16 protein-coding genes are annotated in these 26996 nt (G+C 67.0%); 8 read left to right on the plus strand and 8 right to left on the minus strand.

Annotated elements, in window-relative coordinates; translation table 11 throughout:
• Positions 1 to 6: 6 nt before the first annotated feature.
• From metH to ABD017_RS03685, 3 genes are all read right to left on the minus strand, one after another.
• The gene (gene metH, locus ABD017_RS03675; protein ID WP_343880237.1) at positions 7 to 2700 is read right to left on the minus strand and encodes a methionine synthase; all 2694 of its coding nucleotides are present in this window, start codon (positions 2698 to 2700) and stop codon (positions 7 to 9) included.
• Between the two features lie 151 nt (positions 2701 to 2851).
• Positions 2852 to 3928 (minus strand): homocysteine S-methyltransferase family protein, encoded by a 1077-nt coding sequence (locus tag ABD017_RS03680; protein ID WP_343880239.1) that lies wholly within the window; start codon positions 3926 to 3928, stop codon positions 2852 to 2854.
• A gap of 58 nt (positions 3929 to 3986) precedes the next feature.
• Positions 3987 to 4913: an ArsR/SmtB family transcription factor gene (locus ABD017_RS03685; protein ID WP_343880241.1), complete on the minus strand. Its 927-nt coding sequence runs from the start codon at positions 4911 to 4913 to the stop codon at positions 3987 to 3989.
• Between the two features lie 166 nt (positions 4914 to 5079).
• On the opposite strand from ABD017_RS03685, the gene ABD017_RS03690 reads away from it, so the two are divergent.
• Entirely contained in the window at positions 5080 to 6240 is a 1161-nt protein-coding gene (locus tag ABD017_RS03690; RefSeq protein ID WP_343880243.1) for an acyl-CoA dehydrogenase family protein, read from the plus strand.
• Between the two features lie 172 nt (positions 6241 to 6412).
• Here ABD017_RS03690 and ABD017_RS03695 read toward each other — a convergent pair whose 3' ends face one another.
• Both ABD017_RS03695 and ABD017_RS03700 read right to left on the minus strand, forming a co-directional pair.
• Positions 6413 to 9586: a multidrug efflux RND transporter permease subunit gene (locus tag ABD017_RS03695; protein WP_343880245.1), complete on the minus strand. Its 3174-nt coding sequence runs from the start codon at positions 9584 to 9586 to the stop codon at positions 6413 to 6415.
• Between the two features lie 12 nt (positions 9587 to 9598).
• Positions 9599 to 10780: an efflux RND transporter periplasmic adaptor subunit gene (locus tag ABD017_RS03700; protein WP_343880248.1), complete on the minus strand. Its 1182-nt coding sequence runs from the start codon at positions 10778 to 10780 to the stop codon at positions 9599 to 9601.
• Positions 10781 to 11202: 422 nt separating this feature from the next.
• On the opposite strand from ABD017_RS03700, the gene ABD017_RS03705 reads away from it, so the two are divergent.
• The 3 genes from ABD017_RS03705 to ABD017_RS03715 all read left to right on the plus strand — a co-directional run bounded on the left by ABD017_RS03705 (position 11203) and on the right by ABD017_RS03715 (position 18185).
• Positions 11203 to 16149: an NAD-glutamate dehydrogenase gene (locus ABD017_RS03705; protein WP_343880250.1), complete on the plus strand. Its 4947-nt coding sequence runs from the start codon at positions 11203 to 11205 to the stop codon at positions 16147 to 16149.
• Between the two features lie 224 nt (positions 16150 to 16373).
• A complete protein-coding gene (locus tag ABD017_RS03710; RefSeq protein WP_343880252.1) occupies positions 16374 to 17135 on the plus strand; it encodes an NAD kinase in 762 nt (253 codons plus the stop codon).
• A gap of 126 nt (positions 17136 to 17261) precedes the next feature.
• Positions 17262 to 18185: a 5'-nucleotidase gene (locus tag ABD017_RS03715; protein WP_343880255.1), complete on the plus strand. Its 924-nt coding sequence runs from the start codon at positions 17262 to 17264 to the stop codon at positions 18183 to 18185.
• Positions 18186 to 18191: 6 nt separating this feature from the next.
• Here ABD017_RS03715 and ABD017_RS03720 read toward each other — a convergent pair whose 3' ends face one another.
• Complete coding sequence (locus ABD017_RS03720) at positions 18192 to 19067, minus strand: DMT family transporter (RefSeq protein ID WP_343880258.1); 876 nt, start codon at positions 19065 to 19067, stop codon at positions 18192 to 18194.
• A 211-nt stretch (positions 19068 to 19278) separates the two neighbouring features.
• Here ABD017_RS03720 and ABD017_RS03725 point away from each other — a divergent pair, with 211 nt between their 5' ends.
• The 3 genes from ABD017_RS03725 to ABD017_RS03735 are packed head-to-tail and all read left to right on the plus strand — an operon-like array spanning position 19279 to position 23260.
• Positions 19279 to 20448 carry an acyl-CoA dehydrogenase family protein gene (locus ABD017_RS03725; protein ID WP_343880260.1) on the plus strand — a complete coding sequence of 390 codons (1170 nt, stop codon included), beginning with the start codon at positions 19279 to 19281 and terminating at the stop codon, positions 20446 to 20448.
• 15 nt (positions 20449 to 20463) lie between these two features.
• Positions 20464 to 20967 (plus strand): nucleotidyltransferase family protein, encoded by a 504-nt coding sequence (locus tag ABD017_RS03730; protein WP_343880262.1) that lies wholly within the window; start codon positions 20464 to 20466, stop codon positions 20965 to 20967.
• 25 nt (positions 20968 to 20992) lie between these two features.
• The gene (locus ABD017_RS03735; RefSeq protein ID WP_343880263.1) at positions 20993 to 23260 is read left to right on the plus strand and encodes a thiamine pyrophosphate-dependent enzyme; all 2268 of its coding nucleotides are present in this window, start codon (positions 20993 to 20995) and stop codon (positions 23258 to 23260) included.
• A gap of 28 nt (positions 23261 to 23288) precedes the next feature.
• On the opposite strand, the gene ABD017_RS03740 is transcribed toward ABD017_RS03735, so the two are convergent.
• Positions 23289 to 25028, minus strand: a complete 1740-nt coding sequence (locus tag ABD017_RS03740; protein WP_343880265.1) for a sensor domain-containing diguanylate cyclase — start codon at positions 25026 to 25028, stop codon at positions 23289 to 23291.
• Positions 25029 to 25312: 284 nt separating this feature from the next.
• Here ABD017_RS03740 and ABD017_RS03745 point away from each other — a divergent pair, with 284 nt between their 5' ends.
• The gene (locus ABD017_RS03745) at positions 25313 to 25870 is read left to right on the plus strand and encodes an NADPH-dependent FMN reductase (RefSeq protein WP_343880266.1); all 558 of its coding nucleotides are present in this window, start codon (positions 25313 to 25315) and stop codon (positions 25868 to 25870) included.
• A gap of 188 nt (positions 25871 to 26058) precedes the next feature.
• Here the strand turns inward: ABD017_RS03745 and ABD017_RS03750 are convergent, their stop codons facing one another.
• Complete coding sequence (locus ABD017_RS03750; protein ID WP_343880267.1) at positions 26059 to 26967, minus strand: NAD(P)/FAD-dependent oxidoreductase; 909 nt, start codon at positions 26965 to 26967, stop codon at positions 26059 to 26061.
• Between the last annotated feature and the right edge of the window lie 29 nt (positions 26968 to 26996).

Raw genomic sequence — 26996 nt, forward strand, 5'->3', positions numbered from 1 at the left:
GGTGGCTCATTCGGGCTCGTAGTCGAGGTTGGAGGCCAACCAGCGTTCGGCTTCGGCCACGGTCCAGCCCTTGCGGCGCGCGTAGTCTTCCACCTGGTCCTTGCCCAGGCGGCCGACCACGAAATACTGGCTGTCCGGATGCGAGTAGTACCAGCCGGAGACGGCGGCGGCGGGGTACATCGAGAAACCTTCGGTGAGTTCGATGCCGGCGTTTTTGGTCGCGTCCAGCAGCGCGAACAGCGTCTTTTTCTCGGTGTGGTCGGGACAGGCGGGGTAGCCCGGCGCCGGGCGGATGCCGCGGTATTTCTCCGCGATCAGCGCGTCGTTGTCGAGCGCCTCGTCCGGCACGAAACCCCAGAATTCCTTGCGCACGCGCTCGTGCATGTGCTCGGCGAAGGCCTCGGCCAAGCGGTCGGCCAGGGCCTTGAGGATGATCGAGGAGTAGTCGTCGTAGTCGGCCAGGAAGCGGTCGAGGTGCTCCTCGATGCCCAGACCGGCGGTGACGGCGAAGCCGCCGATCCAGTCGGGCTTGTTGAATTCCTTCGGGGCGATGTAGTCGGCCAGGCAGAGATCGGGACGCTCCGGCGGCTTGTCGGCCTGCTGGCGCAGGCTGTGCAGGGTGGCGAGCACCGTGGTGCGGCTGGTGTCGGTGTAGATCTCCACGTCATCAACGAGGTTGGCTGCCGGCCACAGACCGATCACCGCGCGGGCGGTGAGCCATTTCTCGGCGATGATCGTGTCCAGCATCTTCTGCGCGTCGCGGAACAGCTCGCTGGCCTGCTCGCCCACCACGTCGTCGGTGAGGATGGCGGGGTAGTGGCCGGCCAGTTCCCACGCCTGGAAGAACGGCGTCCAGTCGATGTACTGGCGGATGACCGACAGGTCATAGTCGTCGAAAACGGTGATGCCGGGTTTGGTCGGCTGGGGCGGTTCGTACGCGGCCCAGTCGCAGGTGAAGCGCTGCGCGCGCGCCTTTTCCAGCGACACCAGCTTCTTGCCCGGGCCGCGGTTGCGGTGGCGTTCGCGCACGTCGGCGTATTCCTCGCGCACCTTGGCCAGGAAATCGTCGACCAGGTCCTTGCTGACCAGCGATTGGGCCACGCCGACGGCGCGCGAGGCGTCCTTCACCCACACCGTGCCGGCCTTGTAGTGCGGCTCGATCTTCAGCGCGGTATGCGCGCGCGAGGTGGTGGCGCCGCCGATCAGCAGCGGCACGTGGAAGTTCTGCCGTTGCATCTCCTTGGCCACGTTGGCCATCTCTTCCAGCGACGGCGTGATCAGGCCGGACAGGCCGATCATGTCGGCTTTTTCGGCGATGGCGGTTTCCAGGATTTTCTGCGCGGGCACCATCACGCCCAGGTCGATCACCTCGAAGTTGTTGCAGCGGAGCACCACGGCCACGATGTTCTTGCCGATGTCGTGCACGTCGCCCTTGACCGTGGCCATCACGATCTTGCCGTTGTTCTTGCCGGTGTCGCCGGTGCGCAGTTTTTCCGCCTCGATGTACGGCAGCAGGTAGGCCACCGCCTTCTTCATCACGCGGGCGGACTTGACCACCTGCGGCAGGAACATCTTGCCCGCACCGAACAAGTCGCCGACCACGTTCATGCCATCCATCAGCGGGCCTTCGATCACGTCGAGCGGGCGCGTGGACATCTGCCGCGCTTCCTCGGTGTCCTCGGTGACGTACTGGTCGATGCCGTGCACCAGCGCGTGGCTGAGCCGCGAGCGCACGTCCCCGTCGCGCCAGGCCAGTGTCTCGACCTCGGCGGCACCGCGCTTGCCCTTGTAGTTGTCGGCGATCTCCAGCAATCGCTCGGTAGCGTCCTCGCGGCGGTTCAGCACCACGTCCTCGACGCGTTCGCGCAGCGGCGGGTCGATGTCGTCCATGATCGTCAGCGCGCCGGCATTGACGATGCCCATGTCCATGCCGGCGCGGATCGCGTGGTAAAGGAACACCGAGTGGATCGCCTCGCGCACGACGTTGTTGCCGCGGAACGAGAACGACACGTTGGAGACGCCGCCGGAGATGTGGCAGGCGGGGAAGCGCTTCTTCAGCTCGCGGGTGGCTTCGATGAAATCCACCGCGTAGTTGTTGTGCTCCTCGATGCCGGTGGCGATGGCGAAGATGTTGGGGTCGAAGATGATGTCTTCGGGCAGGAAGTCGAGCTCCTTCGTCAGCAGCTCGTAGGCGCGCGAACAGATGTCCACCTTGCGCGCGATGGTGTCGGCCTGGCCCTGTTCGTCGAACGCCATCACCACCGCGGCGGCGCCGTACTGCTGCACCTTGCGCGCCTGCTCGAGAAACGCGGCCTCGCCCTCCTTCATCGAGATGGAGTTGACGATGCCCTTGCCCTGCAGGCAGCGCAGGCCGGCCTCGATCACCGTCCACTTGGACGAGTCGATCATGAACGGCACGCGGGCGATGTCCGGCTCGGACGAGATCAGGTTGATGAAGCGGGTCATCGCCGCCTCGGAGTCGATCAGGCCCTCGTCCATGTTGATGTCGATCACCTGCGCGCCGTTGGCGACCTGCTGGCGCGCGACTTCGACGGCTTCGTCGTAGCGCTCTTCCTTGATCAGTTTCTTGAACTGCGCCGAGCCGGTGACGTTGGTGCGTTCGCCCACGTTGATGAACAGCAGGTCGGGCGTGATCACCAGCGGTTCGAGGCCGGAGAGGCGGGTGTGGCGTGTATTCATGAGCGGTGGCGCCTTGCTGTTGCTGTTGCTCTCTCCCCTGCAGGCAGGGGAGGGTTGGGGAGGGGTGCTCTTGATCTTCTTGAGATGCGAGGCCAGAGCGTTACCCCCTCCCAACCTCCCCCTGCGCGCAGGGGGAGGAGCAAAGCGGCGTTCATGCTGCCTCCGCGGCGCGCGAGGGAAGCGCGCGTGGCGCAACGCCGCGTACCGCTTCGGCAATCGCCTTGATGTGTGCCGGCGTGGTGCCGCAACAGCCGCCGACCAGATTCAGCAGTCCTTCGCGGGCGAAGCTGCCGATGATGCCGGCCATGTGCTCAGGCGTTTCGTCGTACTCGCCGAACGCGTTCGGCAGGCCGGCGTTGGGGTGCGTGCTGACATGGCTTTCGGCCACGCCCGCCAGGGTCTGGATGTGCGGGCGCAGATCCTCGGCGCCCAGCGCGCAGTTGAAGCCCACCGACAACGGCTTCGCGTGGCGCACCGAGTAATAGAAGGCTTCCGCCGTCTGGCCCGACAAGGTGCGGCCGGAGCGGTCGGTGATGGTGCCGGAGATCATCACCGGCATGCGCCCGCCGCGCAGGTGGAACAGCTCGCTCAGCGCGAACAGGGCGGCCTTGGCGTTCAGGGTGTCGAAGATGGTTTCGACCATCAGCACGTCGGCGCCGCCTTCGATCAGGCCGGTCGCCGATTCCGTGTAGTTCTCCACCAATTCCTGGAAGGTGACGTTGCGGAAGCCCGGATCGTTGACGTCCGGCGACAGCGACGCGGTGCGGCTGGTGGGGCCGAGCACGCCGATGACGAAGCGCGGCTTGTCCGGCGTCTTCGCGGTCATTGCGTCGCAGGCGGCGCGGGCGAGTTTCGCGCCCTCGCGGTTCAGCTCCTGCGCCAGATGCTGCAGCTTGTAGTCGGCCTGGCTGATGCGGGTGGAGTTGAAGGTGTTGGTTTCGATCAGGTCGGCGCCGGCTTCGAGATAGGCATCGTGCACGCCGCGGATGATCTCGGGCTTGGTCAGCGAGAGCAGGTCGTTGTTGCCCTTCAGGTCGCAACTTCCCGCATGCTCATGCGCGTGCCCGTCGTGGCCGTGGGCGAAGCGCTCGCCGCGGAAGCTGCCTTCGTCCAGTTCGTGCGCCTGCAGCATCGTGCCCATGCCCCCATCCAGGATCAGGATGCGCGTGGCCAGCGCCGCCTCCAGCAGGGCGACGCGTTCGGGATGGATCCAGGGGAGGGCGCTCATGGGGCAATGCTCTTTTGATCGGATGGAAGAAGGGATAGGTGCAGGCGGCGAACGCGCGTCATGGCTTGCGTGCCAGCAGGCTGATGACCTCGAAATGCGGGGCCTTGCGCTCGCGGCTCAGGCGGGAACAGTTCAATACGTCCAGCCCCGCGGCGCGGGCGAAGGCTTCCAGCTGGTCGCCGGTGAAGCCGAGGTTGCGATGGTCGAACGGTTCCACCGCGGCGCGATGGGCATGGCGGCCCAGGGTGGCGGCCAGCAGGCGGCCGCCGGGACGCAACATGCGGGCGCCCTCGGCGATGGCGCGGGCGGGGTCTTCGGCATAGGTCAGGGCATGCAGCATCAGCACCAGGTCGAAGCGCTGCTCGCCCAGCTCCAGCGCGTGCATGTCGCCCTGCAGCACGCGCACGTTGCCGAATGGCTTGAGCCGCTTGGCGGCCGCTTCGACCACCCGCTCGCTGGAGTCCACGCAGACGATGGAATGCGCATGCGGGGCCAGCAATTCGGCGGTCACGCCGTCGCCGGAGGCGATATCCAGCACGTCGCCGGTGTTCAACAGCTGCAGCAATGAACGGGCTACCGTTTCCCAGGTGCGGCCGGGCGAGTAGTGGCGCTCCATGTCGCCGGCCACGGTGTCGGCCCAGCCCTGTTCGCGGGCGCGTTGGGCCAGCACGCCGGGCAGGCGCGCGGCGTCTTCGCGCAGCAGCGCGTCGTCGATGCTTTCGCGCAGCGAGCGCAGCAGGCTGTGCTGGTGTTCGTCGCCCTCGTTGTTGGCGCGATAATAGGCGGACACGCCGGCGCGGCGGTCGCGCACCAGCTCGGCTTCCTTGAGCTTGGCCAGGTGGGTCGACACGCGCGGCTGCGCCAGATGCAGCACCGCGGCCAGCTCGGCCACGGTCAGCTCCTCGTTCTCGAGCAGGGCCAGCAGGCGCACCCGGGTGGGATCGGCAAGCAGCCGCAGCACGCCGGAGGCGGTAGCCAGATCCATCGTCATCCCTTTATCGCGATAGAAAGATGACAAGGCTAGGCCGGGTGGTGCGATGCGTCAAGCCGAGGGCGCGCCGCGACACGCTGCCGGGACATGTTGCGATCGCACAGAGGCTTTCACCCGCGACGTTCTAAAATGGTTGCTGACGTAACTTTTGGAGGCGCCCGTGGATTTCCGGTTTACCGAAGAGCAATTGTCGATCCAGTCGATCGCCCGCGATTTCGCGCAAAAGCGCATTGCGCCGGTGGCGGCCGAGTTCGACGCACGCGCCGAGTTTCCGCTGGAGAACATCCGCGAGATGGGCCAGCTCGGCCTGATGGGCGTGGAAGTGCCCGAAGCCTACGGCGGCGCCGGCATGGACCCGATCGCCTACGCGCTGGCGATGATCGAGATTGCCGCCGCCGACGCGGCCACATCCACCGTGATGAGCGTGAACAACTCGCTGTTCTGCCACGGCATCCTCAAGCACGGCAACGAGGAGCAGAAGCAGACCTACGTGCGCGCCATCGCCACCGGCGAGGCGATCGGCGCCTACGCACTGACCGAGCCGCAATCGGGCTCCGACGCCTCGGCCATGCACACCCGCGCCACGAAGAACGCGAACGGCGACTGGGTCATCAACGGCAAGAAGAGCTGGATCACCTCCGGCCCGGTGGCGCGCTACATCGTACTGTTCGCGATCACCACGCCGGGCATCGGCGCCAAGGGCGTGTCGGCCTTCATCGTCGATACGCAGCTGCCGGGCTTCCACGCCGGCAAGACCGAGCCCAAGCTGGGCATCCGCGCCTCGGCCACCTGCGAGATCGAGTTCACCGACTACGTGCTGCCGAAGGAGAACCTGCTGGGCGAGGAGGGCAAGGGCTTCTCGATCGCGATGGGCGTGCTGGACGCCGGGCGCATCGGCATCGCGTCGCAGGCCGTCGGCATCGCCCGCGCCGCCTACGAAGCCAGCCTGCAATGGTCGCGTGATCGCAAGGCGTTCGGCCAGCCGATCGGCAGCTTCCAGATGACCCAGTCCAAGATCGCCGACATGAAGTGCAAGCTCGACGCCGCCATGCTGCTGACCCTGCGCGCCGCGTGGGCCAAGGGCGAGGCGGAAAAAAATGGCGGGCGCTTCGGCACCGAGGCCGCCGTGGCCAAGCTCACCGCGTCCGAGGCAGCCATGTGGATCGCCCACCAGGCGGTGCAGATACACGGCGGCATGGGCTATTCGAAGGAGATGCCGCTGGAGCGCTACTTCCGCGACGCCAAGATCACCGAGATCTACGAGGGCACCAGCGAGATCCAGCGGATGGTGATTGCGCGGGCCGAAACCGGGCTGCGGTAAGAGCGGGAACGGGAACGGAGGAGAGCGCCACGACGGGGTGATCCTGCGATTTGCAGTTCCGCCTTCCGATAAAAAAAGCCCCGGCGGATGCCGGGGCTTTTTTCATGGGTTTGCGGAAGCGGGGATTTTCCCATTCCTCATTCCCCGCTCCTGTTCCTGCTTGTCCGTATCCTCAATGGCCGCGTCGCGGATCGGAGTCGAACGTGCTCGGCCCATCCAGCGCGGGTTTGGCCGGCGCATCGCCATCGAGCTTGTCGCCCAGCAGGCGGCGCACCACGATGTAGAAAACGGGGATCAGCAGGACGCCCAGGAAGGTGGCGAACAGCATGCCGCCGATCACGCCGGTGCCGATGGCGTGGCGGGCATTGGCGCCGGCGCCGCTGGAGATGAACAGCGGGAACACGCCCAGGATGAAGGCCAGCGAGGTCATCAGGATCGGGCGCAGGCGCAGCCGGGCCGCATCGACGGTGGCCTCGCGCAAGGTGCGTCCGGCCTTCTGCTCGGCCACCGCGAATTCCACGATCAGGATCGCGTTCTTCGCGGCCAGGCCGATCACCGTGATCATGCCGATCTTGAAGTAGATGTCGTCAGGCAGGCCGCGCAACAGGGTGAACACCACCGCGCCCAGAATGCCCAGCGGCACCACCAGCAGCACGGCCATCGGGATCGACCAGCTTTCGTACAGCGCCGCCAGCGCCAGGAAGACGATCACGATCGACAGCACCATCAGCAAGGTGGCGGCGTTGCCGGAGAGGATTTCCTGGTAGGACTGGCCGGTCCAGTCGTAGCCGAAGCCCTTGGGCAGGTCGTCGTTGACGATCTTCTGCATCTCGGCCATCGCCTCGCCCGAGGAATGCCCGGGCGTGGGCGAGCCCACGATTTCCACCGCGGAATAGCCGTTGTAGCGGGTCAGCGACGGCGACGACACGATCCAGTCGGTGTGCACCACGTTGGACAGCGGGATCATCGCCGGCGTGCCGTTGGCGGTGAGCTGCGTGCTGGGGGTGAAGAAATGCTCCAGCGCGTCCGGGCCCATGCGGTACGGCGCGTCGGCCTGCATGATCACGCGCTTGACGCGCCCGCCGTAGGAGAAGTCGTTGACGTAGACCGGCGCCAGCATCAGGCCGACCGCGTTGTAGATGTCGCCCACCGACAGGCCCATCGACTGCGCCTGGACGCGGTCGACGTCCATGTGCAATTGCGGCGCATCCTCCAGCGAGTTGGGACGCACGCCGGCCAGCAGCGGACTCTGGCTGGCCTTGCCCAGCAAGGTGTTGCGCGCCTGGGTCAGGGCGTCGCGGCCGGCGCCGCTGCGGTCCTGCAGGTACATGTCGAATCCGCCGAACTGGCCCAGGCCCTGCACCGTCGGCAGGTTGACCACGAACACCTGGGCATCGCGGATCTGCTGCAGGGCGCCGTTGGCGCGGCCGATGAACTCGGCGGCCGATGCGTCACGGTCGGCCCAGTCCTTCAGCTTGATGAAATTCATGCCGACGTTCTCGCCGGCGCCGATGAAACTGAAACCGGTGACCTGGAGCACGCCGGCGACCGCCTCGTCCTTGTCCAGGATGTCGCGCATCTGCTTCATTACCTTGGCGGTGCGCTGCAGCGTGGCGCCGGGCGGCAGCTGCACGATCGCCAGCGCGTAGCCCTGGTCCTCCTCGGGCAGGAAGCTGCCGGGCAGGCGCGTGTAGAGGAACCCACCGAGCACCGCCACCGCCACGAACACGATCATCCAGCGCGGTGCGTGACGCACGGCGCCGTCGATATGGCCGGTGTAGGTCTTCGTGGTCCAGGTGAACATGTCGTTGAACTTGCGGAACACCACGTTCTTCTTCTTGTGGTGCTCCGGCTGCAGGAAGCTGGCGCACAGCGCCGGCGTGAACGACAGCGCCAGGAACGCGGAGAAGCCCATCGACACCGCGATGGTCAGCGCGAACTGCTTGTAGATCACGCCGGTGGCGCCCGGCTGCAGCGCCGAGGGTACGAACACCGCCGCCAGCACCACGGTGATCGCCACCACGGCGCCGGTGATCTGGCCCATCGCCTTGACCGTGGCGTCCCGTGGCGAGAGGCCTTCCTCGGTCATGATGCGCTCGACGTTCTCGATCACCACGATCGCGTCGTCCACCACGATGCCGATCGCCAGCACCATGCCGAACAGGGTCAGCTGGTTGATGGTGAAACCCAGCACCAGCATGCCCAGGAACGTTCCGAGCAGGGCCACCGGGATCACCAGCGTGGGGATGATGGTGGCGCGGAAGTTCTGCAGGAACAGCAGCATCACCAGGAACACCAGGATGATCGCCTCGATCAGGGTGTGGATCACCTCGTTGATCGAGATCCGCACGAAGCTGGTGCTGTCGTACGGGCTGAACCAGGTCACGCCCTGCGGAAAGCTGGGCGCCAGCTCGTCCATCTTGGCGCGCACCGCGGTGGCCACGTCCAGGGCGTTGGCGCCGGGCAGCAGCTGGATCGCAAAGGCGCCGATCGGCTTGCCCTCGAAACTGGTGTCGAAACCGTAGCTGCCGGGACCGAAGTTGATCCGCGCGACGTCACCCAGCTTCACCGTGGTGCCGTCGCTGTTGGCGCGCAGCACGATGTCGGCAAATTGTTCGGCGGTGGTGAAACGGCCTTCGGTCGACACCGTGACGCTGAGGCCCTGGCCCTCGGGCGCGGGGTCCGAACCCAGCGAACCGGCGGCGAACTGCACGTTCTGCGCGCGGATCGCGGCGAGCACCTGGCTGGCCGACAGGTTGTAGCCGTGCAACTTGTCCGGGTTCAGCCAGATGCGCATGGCGTATTCGGAGCCGAACTGTTGCGTGCTGCCCACGCCGGGCACGCGCGCGATCTGGTCGAGCACGCTGGAGCCCACGATGTCGTTGAGGCGGTTGCGGTCGATGTCCGGGTTGTCCGAGGTCAGGGCCACCACCATCAGGAAGCCGGCGTTGGCCTTGGCCACCACCACGCCTTGCAGTGTCACTTCCGATGGCAGTCGCGGGGTGGCCAGCGCCACCTTGTTCTGCACCTGCACCTGGGCAATGTCCGGATCGGTGCCGCTTTCGAAGGTGAGCGTGATGTTGGCGCGGCCGCTGGCGCTGGACGAGGAGCTGAAATACAGCAGGTGGTCGATGCCGGTCAGCTGCTGCTCGATCACCTGGGTGACGGTTTTCTCGGTGGTGGCCGCGCTGGCGCCGGGGTAGGTGGCGCTGACGGTGACCGACGGCGGTGCGATCGTCGGGTACGACTCGACACCCATGTTGAGGATCGCCAGCACGCCGCCCAGCGAAATCAGGATCGCCACCACCCACGCGAAAATGGGGCGGTCAATGAAGAAACTCGGCATGATCGCGCTCCGTTACTTGCCGCTCGTGGCTTTGCCGGCCGGCTTGGCGCCGGCGGGCGCATCGGGTTGCCACGGCGTGGCCTTGGCCGGTGCGCCGGGCTTGACCTTCTGCAGGCCGGAAACCACCACCTGATCCCCCGCCGCCAGGCCGCCATTGACTACCCACTGGCCGTCGCGCATGTCGGTGGTGGTGATGTCCTTGCGTGCGACCTTGCCGTCGGCGCCCACGACCATCGCGTAGGCACCGGTCGTGTCACGCTGCACCGCTGCCTGCGGCAGCAGGAACACCTTGTGCTGCTGGCCGAGGTTGGCGGTCAGGGTGACGTACATGCCGGGCAGCAGCGTGCGTTGCGGGTTGGGGATCGTGGCGCGCAGGTCCACCGCGCCAGTCGCCGGGTTGACCGAGGTGTCGGAGAAATCCAGCACGCCGGGCTGCGCGTAGGTGCTGCCGTCGGGCAGGGTGACCTGCACGCTGGTCTTGTCGGCGCCGGCGAGGGTGACGTCGCCGCTGCGCTGCGCGCTGCGCATCTGCTCCAGCGCGGCCACGCTCATGGTGAAGTTCACGTACAGCGGATCGATCTGGTCCACCGTGGTCAGCAAGGTGGCTTCGCCGTTGCCCACCAGCGCGCCCTCGGTCACCTGCTGCTGGCCGGCGCGACCGTCGATGGGCGAGGTCACGTTGGCATAGCCCAGATTGATGCGGGCCGTCTCCACGTTGGCGCGCGCGGCCTGCACCGCGGCGTCGGAATTGCGTTCGGCGGCCAGCGCATTGTCGAGGTCGGCCTTGGACACATAGCCCTTGGGAGCCAGTTCGCGCACGCGCTTCGCGGTGACCTTGTTGTTGGTCGCCGTCGCCTGCGCCTGCGCCAGCGCCGCCTGGGCGGCGTTGAGCGATGCCTTCAACGGTGCCGGGTCGATCTGGAACAGCAGCTGGCCCTTCTTGACGTCGGTGCCTTCCTCGTAGGTGCGCTTCAGCAGCACGCCGGCCACGCGCGCGCGCACGTCGGCGCTGCGGTACGGCGACAGCCGCCCCACCAGGTCACGCGTCAGCGGCGCGTTCTGCGGCTGCACCTTGAGCACACCCACTTCCGGCGGGGGCATTTGCGGCGGACCTTGCTCCTTGCCTTTGCCGCTGCAGGCCGCCAGGGCGAGCAGGGCGAGGCACAACGGTGCGCGCAGTAGAGAGGACTTCATGGCTGCTCCAGAACGATGCTTGATCGAGGAAGAGGGAACCACCGACACGCGACTGCAGATCCTGGGGGCCAGATGCTGCGCCGTGCCTCGGCTGGGTGGGGACAACGGGGCGCTGCCGGCAGCGGTGCATCCGACGGAAATCTCCGCGAATCCTCGCGAAGCGCCGAGCCCCAACCGGCAAGACTATACCGGACAGTTTACATTTTAAGTCGCGCGTGAATCCACCCATTGACACGGGCTGTGGTGGTATGGACGAGCGTCCGCACGCATCCGGCGCCGCACGCGGTCACGCGCCACGTCAATGGATCACTGCCCGCGCGAAATATGCAAGTGGCAGAGGTCGGTGGTGGCGCTTCGCGACGCGGCAGTATTCTGGGGCGACGTTGCATGACGCCATTTTGTTTCACTACCCAGTAGAAGCCATGAATGCGATCCAAGCGACCACCGCCCATTCCCCCCGCCACGCCGTGCTGGATGTCCTGAAAGCCCAGGGCCTGGAACCGTCCCGGCTGGCGGAGGCGAACACTTTCACCGATGTGTTTTTTGCACGCATGGCGCCGGGCGACATGGACGCGCACACGCCGCAGCAATGGGCCGGGTTGATCGCGGGGCTGCTTGAATTCATGCAGCGGCGCCCGGCCGGGCAGGCGCTGGTACGCGTGCTGGGCACGGTGCCCGGGCATCCGGGTCGCAGCCTGTTGCAGGTGGTCACCGACGACATGCCGTTCCTGGTCGATACCGTCAGCATGATCGTGACGGAGGGCGGGCAGTCGATCCAGGCGGTGATCCATCCGGTATTGCATGCGGTGCGCGATGCAGGCGGGCAGCTGCAGCAATTGGGCGACGAGGCTGGCTTGCCCGAGTCGATCATGCATTTCGAGATCGACCGCATCGTCGACGAGGCGGTATGCGCACGCCTGCAAGCGCAGGTTGCCGATGCGCTGAACGACGTGCGCCAGGCCGTGGGCGACTGGTCGGCGATGCGCGACAAGGCCCTGGCGATCGCGGCCGACCTGCCGCAGCGCAAGCTGTCGCTGGATGCCGATGCCGTGCGCGAGGCGGCCGATTTCCTGCGCTGGATGGCCGACGACAATTTCACCTTCTTCGGTTACCGCCAGTACGAGGTGGTGGCCGCCGATGGCGAGCAGGTGCTGCGCGCGGTGGACGGCACCGGGCTGGGCATCCTGCGCCACAACGATCATTCGCTGGCGCCGCGCTCGGTGCGCACGCTGGCGGCCAACGACCTGCCGCACTCCGGCGCGGCCGACGCCATCATCCTCACCAAGACCAACGCCCGCTCGCGCGTGCATCGCAGCGGCTACATGGATTACGTGGGCGTGCTGAAGTTCGACGCCAACGGCAAGGCGGTGGCGGAGGAGCGCTTCATCGGCATGTTCTCCTCCAGCGCCTACATGACGCGGCCGCAGGACGTGCCGCTGGTGCGGCACAAGGTCGAGTCGGTGCTGGTGCGCTCGGGGCTGAAGCGCGATTCGCATTCGGGCAAATCGCTGCGGCACATCCTTGAGGTGCTGCCGCGCGACGAACTGTTCCAGAGCAACGAAGACGAGCTGTTCGCCACCGCCACCGGCATCCTGGAGCTGCGCCAGCGTGCGCGCACGCGGCTGTTCGTGCGCCGCGACCGCTACGATCGGTTTTTCGCCTGCCTGGTGTTCGTGCCGCGCGAACGCTTCAACACGTCGGTGCGCGAGCGCATCGAGGCGTTGCTGGGCGAGGCGCTGCATGCCGGGCAGGTGGATTCCTCCGTGCAGATGGGCGAGGCCGCCCTGACCCGGCTGCACGTGACGGTGCGACCGCGCATCGGCGATCACCCCGACGTCGACCTGGCGACGCTGGAGCACGGCGTCGAGGCGATCGTGCGCAACTGGCACGACGACGTGCGCGACGCGCTGGTGCGCTCTCACGGGGAGCACGAGGGCCTGCTGCTGGCCAACAGTTTCGCCAAGTCGATGCCGCCGGGCTATGTCGATGACGTGACGCCCGCCGTGGCCGCCGAGGACATCCGCACGCTGTCGCAGCTGTCGGGCGAGAACGCGCTGCGGATGTCGTTCTACCATCCGCTGAAGGCTCCGGCGACGCTGCGCTTCAAGATCTTCCGTAGCGGCGGCGACATCGCCCTGTCCGAGGTGTTGCCGCAGCTGGAGAATATGGGCCTGCGCGTGCTCACCGAACACGTCTACGAGATCCCGCGCGATGGCGCGACGTTGTCGATCCAGGATTTCGAGGTGCAACTGGCCGGCAAGCTCACTTTCAGCGTGGAGCAGGTGGGCACCCTGTTCGAGGAAGCGTTCGAGCAGATCTGGCGCGGCAACGCGGAAAACGACGGCTTCAACCGGCTGGTGCTGGGGGCCAAGCTCAGCTGGCGGCAGATCGCCATGCTGCGCGGCTACTGCAAGTACCTGCTGCAGACCGGCGTGGCGTTCTCGCAGGCGTACATGGAAGACACGCTCAACCGCTATCCGGCCATCGCCGGCCTGCTGGTGGAACTGTTCCTGGCGCGCTTCGACCCGCGGCGCGAGGACTTGTCCGCCGAGGCCCTGAAGGAGGCCGGCGCCACCCTGGCGGCCGAGATGGAGGCGCTGATCCCGGCCAACGTGCAGAGCGCGCAGCCTTCGCTGATCGCCGATCTCGGCGCCTCGCTGTCGCGTCCGCGCGAGGAGCAGGTGCGGGCCGTCGAAAGCGTCATCGGCGTATTGCTGGAAAACGTCGCCAGCCTGGACGAGGACCGCATCCTGCGCAGCTTCGTCAGCGTGATCGGCGCCACGCTGCGCACCAGCTTCTTCCAGCAGCACGACGGCGCGCCGCGCGACTACATCAGCTACAAGCTGGACCCGCACCAGGTGCCGGGATTGCCCAAGCCGATTCCCTACCGCGAGATCTGGGTCTGCGCACCGCGCGTCGAGGGCATCCACCTGCGCTTCGGTGCGGTGGCGCGCGGCGGCCTGCGCTGGTCGGACCGGCGCGAGGATTTCCGCACCGAGGTGCTCGGCCTGGTCAAGGCGCAGATGGTGAAGAACACCGTCATCGTGCCGGTCGGCTCCAAGGGCGGGTTCTTCGTCAAGCGGCCGCCGGTCATCGCCGGACAACCAGGCGATCGCGACGCGCAACTGGCCGAGGGCATCGCCTGCTACCGCATCTTCATCAACGGCCTGCTCGACATCACCGACAACCTGGTCGAGGGCGAGGTCGTGCATCCGCGCGACGTGGTGCGCCATGACGGCGACGATCCGTACCTGGTGGTGGCCGCCGACAAGGGCACGGCGTCGTTCTCCGACATCGCCAACGCCATCTCGATCGAGCACGACTACTGGCTGGGCGACGCGTTCGCCTCCGGCGGTTCGCACGGCTACGACCACAAGGGCATGGGCATCACCGCGCGCGGTGCGTGGGAATCGGTCAAGCGCCATTTCCGCTCGCTGGGCGTGGATACACAGTCGCAGGATTTCACCTGCGTGGGCATCGGCGACATGTCCGGCGACGTGTTCGGCAACGGCATGCTGCTGTCCGGGCACATCAGGCTGGTGGCGGCGTTCGATCATCGCCACGTCTTCCTCGACCCCACGCCCGATGCCGCGCGCTCCTTTGCCGAGCGCAAGCGCCTGTTCGAGAAGCCGCGTTCCAGCTGGGACGACTATGATCGCGCGCTGATTTCCCAGGGCGGCGGGGTATATCCGCGCAGCGCCAAGTCGATCCCGATCTCGGCCGAGGTGCGTGGCGCGCTGGGGCTGAAGGACGATGTCGAGCACCTGGCGCCGAACGAACTGCTCAGCGCGATCCTCAAGGCGCCGGTGGACCTGCTGTGGAACGGCGGCATCGGCACCTACGTCAAGGCCGCCAGCGAAAGCCATGCCGACGTGCGCGACCGCGCCAACAACGCGCTGCGCGTGGATGGCGGCGAGCTGCGCTGCAAGGTGGTGGGCGAGGGCGGCAACCTGGGCTTCACCCAGAAGGGCCGCATCGAGGCGGCGCAGAACGGCGTGCTGCTCAATACCGACTTCATCGACAACTCCGCCGGCGTGGATACCTCCGATCACGAGGTCAACATCAAGATCCTGCTGAACGATGCGGTCAAGCGCAACGAGCTCAGCGTCGATGCGCGCAACGAACAGCTGGCGGCGATGACGGAGGAGGTCGGCAAGCTGGTGCTGTGGGACAACTACCGGCAGAACCAGGCGATCACACTGATGGAGCACCAGTCGGTGCGACGGCTCGGCTCCATGGCGCATTTCATCCGCACGCTGGAGGCCGAAGGCATGCTCGATCGCCAGGTCGAGAACCTGCCGTCGGATGCCGAGCTGGCCGAACGCAAGAGCCGCGAGCAGGGGCTGAGCCGGCCGGAGCTGGCGGTGCTGCTGTCGTACGACAAGATGCGCCTGTTCCAGCAGTTGCTCGATTCGGACGTGCCGGAAGATCCCTACCTGTCGCGCGAGCTGGTGCGCTACTTCCCCGAGCCACTGCACGGGAAGTACGCCGAGCACATGCAGCGCCACCGCCTGAAGCGCGAGATCATCGCCACCGCGGTCACCAACTCCACCATCAACCGCATGGGCGCCACCTTCATGATGCGCATGCAGGAGGACACCGGAAAGGGGCCGGCGGCGATCGCCAAGGCGTATACCGCGGCGCGCGAAATCCTCGACGCCCGCGAGCTGTGGGCCGAGATCGAGGCCCTCGACAGCAAGGTCGCCGAAGGCACCCAGACCGACGCGATCCTGAAGATCTGGGCGCTGCTGCGGCACATGACGCGCTGGCTGCTGAACCGGCCCGGCGGCACGCTGGACATCGCCGCCAACGTCGAGCGCTACCAGGGCGTCGTGTCCGATCTGCGCAAGGCCTTGCCGCACGTGCTGGGCAAGGCCGGCCAGGGCGATTTCACCTGCGATCGCGAGAAATGGGAAGGTCTTGGGATGCCCTCGGCGCTGGCCCTGCGGCTGGCGCGCATGCCGGACCTGCGCGCCGCGCTGGACATGGCCGAGATCGCCCGCCAGAGCGACGAGCCGATCGAGAAGGTGGCCCGCATCTTCTACGAACTGGGCGAGGCGCTGGACCTGGGCTGGTTGCGCGACCAGATCGAGGCCTTGCCGGTGGAAGGCCACTGGCATGCCCAGGCGCGCGGCTCGCTGCTGGACGAATTGAACCAGCAGCATCGCGCGCTGGCGCAGCAGGTGCTGGGCATGGGCGTGGACGAAAACAGCGACGTTTCCGCGGTGCAGACGTGGCTGCAGCGCGACGATGCCACGCTGCAGCACACGCGCAGCATGCTGGCCGAGATCCTCACCCAGAACGCCGATTACCCGATCGCGTCGGTGGCGGTGCGGCGGCTGGCGCAGCTGGCGCAGTTGCCGGTTTGAGGTTGGAATTTCCCGCGGGTTGACCCCACCCCTTCCCTCCCCTGCGAGCAGGGGAGGGTATTACGGCAAGCTCGGACGTTTCGGCGGATTGCTCGGCTTCCGGCTCCTCCCCCTGCTGGCAGGGGGAGGTTGGGAGGGGGTTGGGCGTGCGGGAAAACCCGGGTTTTAGGCTGGGCCATTCCTCTGTCGTATCCTTCAGCCTTCTCGGCCAGCCAGGGTTACCGATGCGTTTTGCCTTTGTCGCCAGCAATACCCCCGTGGCCCAGCAGGCGCGCGATGCCTTGGTGCAACGGTACGGCGATGTGCCACCGGGCCAGGCCGAGCTGATCGTGGCGCTGGGCGGCGATGGCTTCATGCTGCGCACGCTGCACGCTTACCGCGACCTGGACGTGCCGGTATACGGCATGAAGCTGGGCCAGGTCGGCTTCCTGATGAACATGCATCGGCTGGATGGGCTGGCCGAGCGCGTCGAGCGGGCGCATGTGGCCTCGCTGTTTCCGCTCCAGATGCGGGTGACCGACGTGGCCGGCGGCACCCACGTGGCAATGGCGTTCAACGAGGTGTCGCTGCTGCGCCAGAGCAACCAGGCCGCCCATCTGGAAGTGCAGCTGAACGGCACGGTCAAGCTGCCGTCGCTGGTGTGCGACGGCATCATGGTCTCGACCCCGGCCGGCTCCACCGCCTACAACCTGTCCGCGCACGGGCCGATCCTGCCGCTGGATGCCAACGTGCTCGCGCTGACCCCGATCAGTCCGTTCCGCCCGCGCCGCTGGCGCGGCGCCATTCTTCCGCACCGCACGGAAGTGGCATTTCGCGTGATCGATCCGGGCAAGCGCCCGGTCAGCGCCACCGCCGATTTCCACGAGGTGCGCGACGTGCTGACGGTGACCATCCGCCAATCGGGCGATCAGGGCGTGCGGCTGCTGTTCGACCCCGAGCACAATCTTGAGCAGCGGATACTGGATGAGCAGTTCGCCGCAGAATAGAAGTGAGTGGAGAGGAGTGATGAGTGAGAGAGAGCCAAGGCCTGTGCTTTTGCCTTCTCTCACTCCTCACTCCTCTCCACTCACTTCTCGCTTCTCACTTCCCGCTACTGCAGCTAGATTGACGCCATGACGCTGCCCTCCGCCCACGATCCCGCCGCCGTCGACGACAACCGCCTCGTCGTGGCGATTTCCTCGCGCGCGCTGTTCGATCTCGGCGACAGTCACGCCTTGTTCGAACGCGAGGGGCTCGATGCCTACCGTTCGTTTCAGATCGATCACGAGGACGAGATCCTGCAGCCCGGCGTGGCGTTTCCGCTGGTGCAGAAGCTGCTCGGCCTGAACAGGCTGGCCGGTGACACGCCGCCGGTGGAAGTGATCCTGCTGTCGCGCAATTCCGGCGATACCGGCCTGCGCATTTTCAACGCGATCCAGCACTACAAGCTGGAGATCAGTCGCGCCGCCTTCACCAGCGGTGCGCCGACCTCCGACTACATCGCGCCGTTCAAGGCGGACCTGTTTCTTTCCGCCAATGCCGAGGACGTGGGCCGCGCGCTCGCCGCCGGTGTGGCGGCGGCCACCATCCTGCCCAGCACCGCGCCACCGCGCGCCAGCGAGCAGCTGCGCATCGCCTTCGACGGCGACGCCGTGCTGTTTGGCGACGAGGGCGAACGCGTGTCGCGCGAGGAAGGTCTGGAGGCGTTCCATCGCAGCGAGGCCGAGCACGCCGCCGAGCCGCTCTCGGTGGGCCCGTTCCGCGGTTTCCTCACCGCACTGCACCGGCTGCAGGCGGCGTTTCCCGCCGAGGATTCGCCCATCCGCACCGCCCTGGTCACCGCCCGCTCCGCGCCGGCGCACAAGCGCGTCATCCTCACCCTGCGTCGCTGGGGCGTGCGCATCGACGAGGCGCTGTTCCTGGGTGGCCGCGACAAGGGGCCGTTCCTGGACGCGTTCGGGGCGGACATCTTCTTCGACGACTCGCCCGCCAACGTGGAATCCGCGCGCAAGCACGTGGCCACCGGACACGTGCCGCATGGCGTCAGCAATCGTTAGCCGTCGTCACACCACCCGGGTGCGTTTCCACCAGCGCGTGACCTTGTCCTCGCGCACGAAGGTAAACAGGCCCGCGCCCAGGATGATCGCGATGCCCACCAGCATCGGCCAGTCCAGCTGATCGTCGAACAGCACGTAGCCCAGCAGCACGGCCCACAGCATCTGGCTGTACTGGGTCGGCGCCACCAGGTTGGCCGGTGCACGGCGCGTGGCCAGCATCAGCAGTACGGCACCGGCCGCGGCCAGCAGTCCATAGCCCAGCAACAGCAGCCATTGCTCCTGTCGCGGCCATTGGAAACGGGTCAGCATCAGCGCGCCGGTCAGCAGCATGGAGCCGATCACGCCGGCGCCGTAAAGCGTGATGCGTTTTTCGTGCGGGCCGGCCAGGCGCAGCGCGATCATCGAGACCGCGCCGGCGAGGCCGCAGACCACCGCGGCCAAATGACCGGCACCGAGCACGCGAAACCCCGGCCGCAATACCACCATCACGCCGATGAACCCGGCCACCACGGCCGACCATCGACGCCAGCCCACGTGCTCCTTCAGCACCAGCACGGACAGGATGGTCACGAAGATCGGCATCAGGAAAATCAGCGCGAAGGCCTCCGCCATCGGCAGCGCGGTAAAGGCCATCACCGCGGACGTGGTGCCGATGGCGCTGGCCACCGCGCGCACCACCCACAAGCCCTGGCGCTCCGCCACCCAGGTCTCCCGCCAGCGATCGCCATCACCCTTGATGAAGGGCAGGGCGGTCAACCCCAGCGCCGCGCCGAAAAACACCGACTCGTACGCAGGCAGTGATCCATGCAGCAGCTTCACGAACGCATCGCTCAGCGCGTAGGCGGCAAACGCCAGGAAACCGAGGAGTACACCTTTGAGCATGGATATCCGGAGAGGGGTGTTGGCGGTGACGGCGTCACTCGCGCGATGCGGCGATGCATGCGTCCGCTGCCGCAAATGCACGGTTGGAACGCAGGCCGCGATTGTCCCACGGCGGCGGCGTCCTGCCTATTCGCGATGCTGCAGGTCACCATGACCGGTCCCGATGGCAGAGCTAGAATCCCGGGCTTGTCACGACATCCGGACTTCATGCATGGCTACCCGCCTCGATCCGCTCGACCTCTACGATGTCCGCGCGCTGCTCAGCGACGAGGAGCGCATGGTGAAGGATTCCGTGGGCCGCTTCGTCGACGAGCGCGTGCTGCCGATCATCGGCGACTGCTTCGATCAGGCGCGCTTCCCGAAAGAGCTGATTCCGGAGATCGCCGGCCTCGGCCTGCTCGGTGCCACGATCCCCGAGCAGTACGGCGGCGGTGGCATGAACGGCGTCAGCTACGGCCTGATCTGCCAGGAGCTGGAGCGTGGCGATTCCGGCCTGCGCAGCTTCGCCTCGGTGCAGAGTTCGCTGTGCATGTACCCGATCTTCGCGTATGGCAGCGAGGAGCAGAAAAAGCACTACCTGCCACCGATGGCGGCGGGCGAGGTGATCGGTTGCTTCGGCCTGACCGAACCGCATGGCGGCTCCGATCCGGCCAACATGAAGACGCATGCGAAGAAGGATGGCGGCGACTGGGTCATCAACGGCGCCAAGATGTGGATCACCAACGGCAACCTGGCCCACATCGCGATCGTCTGGGCGCAGACCGACGACGGCATCCAGGGCTTCGTGGTGCCGACCGACACGGCCGGCTTCAAGGCCCAGGAAATCCACAAGAAGATGAGCCTGCGCGCCTCGGTCACCAGCGCGCTGTTCTTCGACAACGTGCGCGTACCCGACAGCGCGCGCCTGCCCAACGTGAAAGGCCTGAAGGGCCCGCTCGGCTGCCTGACCCAGGCGCGCTACGGCATCACCTGGGGCCCGATCGGCGCGGCGCAGGCCTGCCTGAAGGAAGTGCTCGGCTACACCGCCGAGCGCACGCTGTTCGGCAGGCCGCTGGCCTCCAACCAGGCGATCCAGCTGAAGCTGGCCGACATGGCAAGGCGCATCACCACCGCGCAGCTGCTCTCGCTGCAGCTCGGTCGCCTCAAGGACGCCGGCACCATGCAGCCGACCCAGGTCTCGCTGGCCAAGTGGAACAACTGCCGCATGGCGATTGACATCGCGCGCCAGTGCCGCGACATCCTCGGCGGCGCAGGCATCACCACCGAACACTCGGCCATCCGCCACGCGCTGAACCTGGAATCGGTGATCACCTACGAGGGCACCGAGACCGTGCACGAGCTGGTGGTGGGCCGCGAGCTGACCGGCATCAATGCGTTCTGAGGCGGAGCGTCACGCATGAGTCATCTGTCGCCCGCGCTTTACGCCACCCTGGCCGAGATCGTGCCGGACATGTACGTGCATTGCGCCGATCCGTGGTGCGTGATCGGGAGCACCGCGGCGCTGCTGGCGGGGGCACAGACGAGTGCGGCAGACGTGGATGTGCTCACGTCGCGCGCCGATGCTGCCGTCCTGACGACGCAATGGGCATCGCGCCATGAGCCCGCGTTCGCGCCGGGCGACAGCGACCGCTTCCGTTCGCACTTCGCGCGTTTCCGTTTTCCCGCCGCCGTGGAGATCATGGGCGCGCTCGAGTTTCGCGCCGGCGATCGTTGGCAGGCCGTATCGCCTGGGCGGCTGGTGCTCGTCGGCGTGAACGGGATGGCGGTGCCTGTCCCCTCCATCGACGACCAGGTCCGGCTTCTCCACAGCTTCGGGCGGGAAAAGGACCTGCAGCGGGCCGAGGCGCTGCGCGCGCTCGTTCCCGCCGCCTTCACCATGCCGGTCCTGGTTTCCCATTGACCGCGATTGCCCCGACGATTTCGACATGACTGCCATCCCCTTCGCGCTCGGCGCCCGCCACAAAGGCTTCAACCGCGCCGAAGTCGTCGACCAGAACTTCATCGAGTTCGTGCAGTTGTGGCAGGGCCACGTTCGCCACGCGCCGCGCGACGGTGAGGCGGTGCTGCCTGGCAGCGTGCTGGACGCACGCGGATTCCGCGAGCTGCTGGAATCGCAATTGATCTCGCGCCACCTCGACCTGATGGCGCGCGTGCTGCGCGTGCAGAACAAGGTGTTCTACACGATCGGCTCGTCCGGCCACGAGGGCAACGCGATGGTGGCGCGGTTGACCCGGCACACCGATCCGGCCTTCCTGCACTACCGCTCCGGCGCCTTCATGGCCGAGCGCTTCCGCAAGATCCCGGGCATGGATCCGGTGATGGACTCGGCGCTCAGCTTCGCCGCCAGCAAGGACGACCCGGCCTCCGGTGGCCGCCACAAGGTGTGGGGCAGCAAGCCGTTGTGGGTGCTGCCGCAGACCTCGACGATCGCCTCGCACCTGCCCAAGGCGCTGGGCACGGCCATCGCCATCGAGCAGGCGCAGCGCATCGGCCACACGCTGCCGATCCCCGATGACAGCATCACCATCTGCTCGTTCGGCGATGCCTCCAGCAACCACGCCACGGCGCAAACCGCGTTCAATGCCGCGGCGTGGACGGCGTACCAGAAGCTGCCGGCGCCGGTGCTGTTCGTGTGCGAGGACAACGGTATCGGCATCTCGGTGAAGACACCGAGCGGCTGGATCGCGAACAACTACCAGCATCGCGCCAACCTCGATTACTTCTTCGCCGACGGGCTGGACCTCGCCGACGGCTACGCCCAGGTGCAGCGCGCGGTGGAGCATTGCCGCGGCACGCGCCGGCCGACCTTCCTGCACCTGAAGACCACCCGCGTGATGGGCCATGCCGGCACCGACTTCGAGATCGAATGGCGCAGCATCGAGGAGCTGTTCGCGGTCGAGTGCTCCGATCCCCTGCTGCGCTCGGCGACCATCGCGCTGGCGTCAGGCCTGTACTCGAAGGACGAGCTGCTGAATCTGTACGAAGCCACCCGCAAGCGCTGCTTCGCCGCCGCCGAGGACGCCGATGCACGCCACCGGCTGACCTCGCTGGACGAGGTGATGGCCCCGCTGGCGCCGTACACGCCGGCCGCGGTGAAGGCCGAGGCCGAGCGCGCCGACTATGCCGAGAAGCGCCTGGCCGTGTTCGGTGGCGAAGCGAAACTGCCCGAGAACCTGCCGCCGCGGCACCTGGCCATCCAGATCGGCCAGGCCCTGCACGACCTGCTGGCGAAGTATCCGCAGGCCCTGCTGTTCGGCGAGGACGTGGCGCAGAAGGGCGGCGTGTACACGGTCACCAAGGGCCTCAACAAGACCTTCAAGGGCAGCCGCGTGTTCAACACGCTGCTCGATGAAACGATGATCCTGGGGCTGGCGCAGGGTTACGCGAACATGGGAATGCTGCCGCTGCCGGAGATCCAGTACCTGGCGTATTTCCACAACGCCTGCGACCAGATCCGCGGCGAGGCGGCCTCGCTGCAGTTCTTCTCCAACGGCCAGTACCGCAACCCGATGGTGATGCGCGTGGCCTCGCTGGGTTACCAGAAGGGCTTCGGCGGCCACTTCCACAACGACAACTCGGTCACCGCGCTGCGCGACATCCCGGGGCTCGTGGTCGGTTGCCCCAGCCGCGGCGATGACGCTGCGATGATGCTGCGCACGCTGATGGCGCTGGCCAAGGTCGATGGCCGCGTGTGCGCCTTCCTCGAACCGATCGCGCTGTACATGACCAAGGACCTGTACGAGCCCGGCGACGGCCAGTGGCAGTTCGACTATCCCGCGCCGGACCGCGGCATGACGCTGGGCGAGGGCCGCATCTACAACGAGACGGCCGACGACCTGGTGGTGTTCACCTTCGGCAACGGCGTGCCGATGGCGCTGCGCGCTGCGCGCGCGATCGAGGCGGAGTTGAAGTGGAAGGTGCGCGTGGTCGATCTGCGCTGGCTGGCGCCGCTCAACGACGCGTTCATCGCGGCACAGGCGAAGAGCGCCAAACGCATCCTGGTGCTGGACGAGGGCCGCAAGAGCGCCGGCGTGGGCGAGGGCGTGATCACCGCGATCGTCGAAGCCGGCTGCGGCGCCACGCCGCTGCGCCGGGTGGTTGGCGCCGACACGTTCACGCCCCTGGCCGGTGCCGCCCTGCTGGTGTTGCCGGGCGAGGCCGACGTGGTGGCGGCGGCGCGCGACTTGCGCTGATCACCGACCGATACGGGGCGGGCGGCGGCTAGGCGCTCTTGCCGTCGATGACGTGCAGCCGTGGCCGCGACGCGTGCGGCGTGGCGACCCGGTGCAGGAACGTGCGGTTGCGGCCGCCGAGCTTGGCTTTGTACATGGCCTGGTCGGCGCGGTCCACCAGCGAGGCGACGGTGTCGCCCTCGATGCGCATGGCGATGCCGATGCTGATCGTGAGCCGCTGCTCGCCGTCGTCCACCGGAATCTCCAGCCGATGCACGCGGCGGCACAGCCGGGTGGCCACCTGCATCGCCTGCGCCACCGTGGCGCCGGTCAGCAGCACCACGAACTCCTCGCCGCCGTAGCGGCCGAGCAGGTCGGTGGGGCGCAGCTCCGTCTCCAGCGCCGACGCCACCGCGGTCAGCGCGTGATCGCCCGCGCTGTGGCCGTGGTGGTCGTTGAGCTGCTTGAAATGGTCCAGGTCCATGAACAGAGCCGCCAGTGACAGCGCGGGATCGCCGGCCAGCGCCTTTTCCGCGCGTTCGATCCATGCGCGGCGATTGAAGGCATTGGTGAGCATGTCGCGTTCGGCCAGGACGCGCACGGTGTCGCGGTCGCGGCGCAGGACGAGTGCACGATCGGCCAGGCCCAGCGACAGCACGATCGCCTCGAACGCGCCGACGCCAAGCGCGGCCTGGTTGATCCAGCCAAGGCCGGGCAGGGCGCCGTTCATCTGCGCGCTGCTGATCGCGGTGAGCGCCAGCAACGGCACCCAGCCGACCAGGAAAAACCACGCATGCCGCGAACCCCGCGCGGCGGCGATGATCGCGGCGATGGACAGCAGCGTGGCGCCCAGCAGCAGCAGCGGATTGAGCAGCAGCCGCATCCCTTGCTGGAGCAGGCCGATGCGGCTGCCCTGCATGACGACCAGCGTCGCCATGCAGACGGCAAGCCCGCCGATGAGAACGCGCAGCAACGGCGCGTAGCGTTGCAATTCGCAAAACCGCACCATGAACAGCGAGGCGAAGGCCACCGAGGCGGCAGTGGCCATCGCCTCGAGGGCGGGCGTCACGTCACTGAGCCAGTGCCATTCCATCGGATGAAACAGGAAACCGCTCTGCGCGCCCTGTATCAGCGCATAGCAGAGGATGTAGCCGGCGTACCAGGCGTAGGTGACATCGCGCAGCATCAGCGAGAAACACAGCGCCATCAGCACCATGGCCAGCATCACCGCGAAACAGGCGCTGGCGAAAACGAGCCAGCCGGCATCCTGCTGCAGGTATTCGCCCCATGGCTGCAGGTCGAACCGCACCGGTGCGGCGACGGTGGTGGTGGGCTCGAACTTCAGCACGATGGGCGCGGAGGCCGACTGGTTCGTCGGCACATACCAGGCCAGCCGTCCGTTGCCATGGGTGGGCGCCGAAAAGTCCCGGCTCGACAAGGGCTCGCCGACGCCGGTGGCCGATGGGTAGACGGTGACGACGCCGGCTGGCGGCGGGTAGATCGCCAGCACCCTTTCCTCATCGATCCAGGGAGGCTGCGGCGCAAGTACCACCCAGCTGCCCAGGTTCTCCCGAGGAAACTGCTGCAGCATGGCCGGATCGAACCGGGCCAGCGTGCCGCTGCGAAAATCCTGCAACAGCTGCTGCGGCGTATCGCCCGGACGCGCGATGCGCCAGGCGCCTTCCAGCGGCGTGGCGGCACGCACGACACCCATCGACAGCAGGCTCAGCATCAGGCAGCCGAGCCACGGGATGCGGCGGAAAGCGCTGATTATGTTCGAGCATGCCATCGACCGTTCCTTGAACGTTGTCTTCCCCCTGACCGGACTATGCGTAATTCTTGTGGAAAGTCCGTCATGCCTTGGGCATGAGCTCTGGCGGCTTTTCCCATTGTGGCATGGGACGCACGGCAGGAAAACCTGATAAATCAGTGTCATCCATGCCTTTGGCAAAGCAATCGGCGTGCCATTCGGCCTGTTGTGGCTTGGGGCCAATGCCATCACGGCGCCTTCCATCGGCAGACCTATACTGGCCGTTACGCCAAACTGAGCGTCAACCTGCAGGAGCAAGGCCCATGGGTGAGATCAAGGTAGCGGTATTCGTCGGCAGCCTGCGCAAGGCATCGATCAATCGCCGATTGGCGCGTGCCGTGGAGCGGCTGGCGCCCGAAGGGGTCGCGTTCGAGCACGTCCGGATCGACAACCTGCCCCTCTACAACCAGGATTTCGATGGCGATTATCCGGCCGAGTGCCAGCGGCTGAAACGCCAGGTGGAGGCCGCCGACGCGCTGCTGTTCGTCACGCCCGAGTACAACCGCTCGATGCCCGGCGTGCTCAAGAATGCGCTGGACATCGGCTCCCGGCCCTGGGGCACCAATTCGTTCGCGCGCAAGCCCGGTGCAGTGATCGGTGCCTCGATCGGCGCCGTCGGCAGCGCCATGGCCCAGCAGCATTTGCGCAATACGCTGGCCTATCTGGACGTATCCACGCTGGCGCAGCCGGAAGTTTTCGTGCACTTCAAGGACGACACGCTGATCGACGAGGAGGGTCGTGTCAGCAACGAGGGTACCGAAAAATTCCTGCAGGACTTCGTGGACCGCTATCTGGCATGGGTGCGCCGGCACCTGGCTTGAAGGGGGACGTGATTGCGCCGCCTGGGCTTGCACCAGGCGGCGACATCCAACCCGGGCCAATCCTCTCTGTGCCGCGCCGCTGCCGCCCGCGGCCGTGGTGATGGGCGGAGTCGGGCACCGTTCGCCTCGGCAAAAGCTTTCGTATCGAGGTGGCGCAGGTTGCTGGCGCGGCGCTCGGAAATTCCCCGTCAGCAGGGGTTCGGCGGAAGGCGTCGATGCACGGCGCTGGCGGCCAGTGCGGCATGGCCCACGGCCACGCTGATCTGGTTGAGGCCGCTGACCACGTCGCCGATGGCGTACAGGCCGTCGACGCTGGTGTGCATCCGTTTGTCCACTTGCAGTTCGCCGCCGTCGTCGATGCTTGCGCCCAGTGCGCGGCCCAGGTCCGATTGCGCATCGGCGCCCAGCACGGGATAAAGCGTGTCCAGCTGCAACGGGTCGCCATCGGCGAAATCGACGCGACAGCCGTTGCCGGACAGCGACAGGCGCGCGGGCGCGGGATACACGGCAATGCCGGCGCGCTCGGCGCGCTCGCGCAATGCACGGTCCACGACGCCGGAGGCGTCCGTCACCAGCGCGGCGACCCGTCGCGAAAACGTGCGCAGGTACTCAGCGTGATCGAGTGCGTCGGCCGCCGGCGCAAGCACGCCGATGGCCTCGTCGCGTGCCTCGTAGCCATCGCAGACCGCACACAGGCGCACGACGCCATGGTGGATGGCGTCCTCGACGTTCGGCATGTCGGGCACCCGATCCACCACGCCGGTGGCGAGAATGGCGTGGCGGGCGCGCCATTCTCGCTCGCCATCGCTGGCGATGAAGGCACTGTCGCGCTTGGCCAGGGTTCTTATCGACGTCTGGATGATGGTGGCGCCGTATTGCTGCGCATGGGTGCGATAGCGCGCCAGCAAGGCATTGCCGGCGACGCCGAACGGAAAGCCGGGGCAGTTGTGGCTGGCCGGAATCCAGCGGGCCCGGCTGCGGCCAGCGTCCAGTACCACGATGCGGCGGCGAAATCGTGCCAGGTAGGTTGCCGCCGTCAATCCCGCCGGGCCGGCGCCGATGATCAGGCAATCGCAGGTGTTGTCGGCAGGAGGCATGCGCAACGTCCGCCATGGGATCGACAAGC

Origin of the sequence: Rhodanobacter caeni (assembly GCF_039523575.1) — a bacterium.
Classification (GTDB): Bacteria; Pseudomonadota; Gammaproteobacteria; order Xanthomonadales; family Rhodanobacteraceae; genus Rhodanobacter; species Rhodanobacter caeni.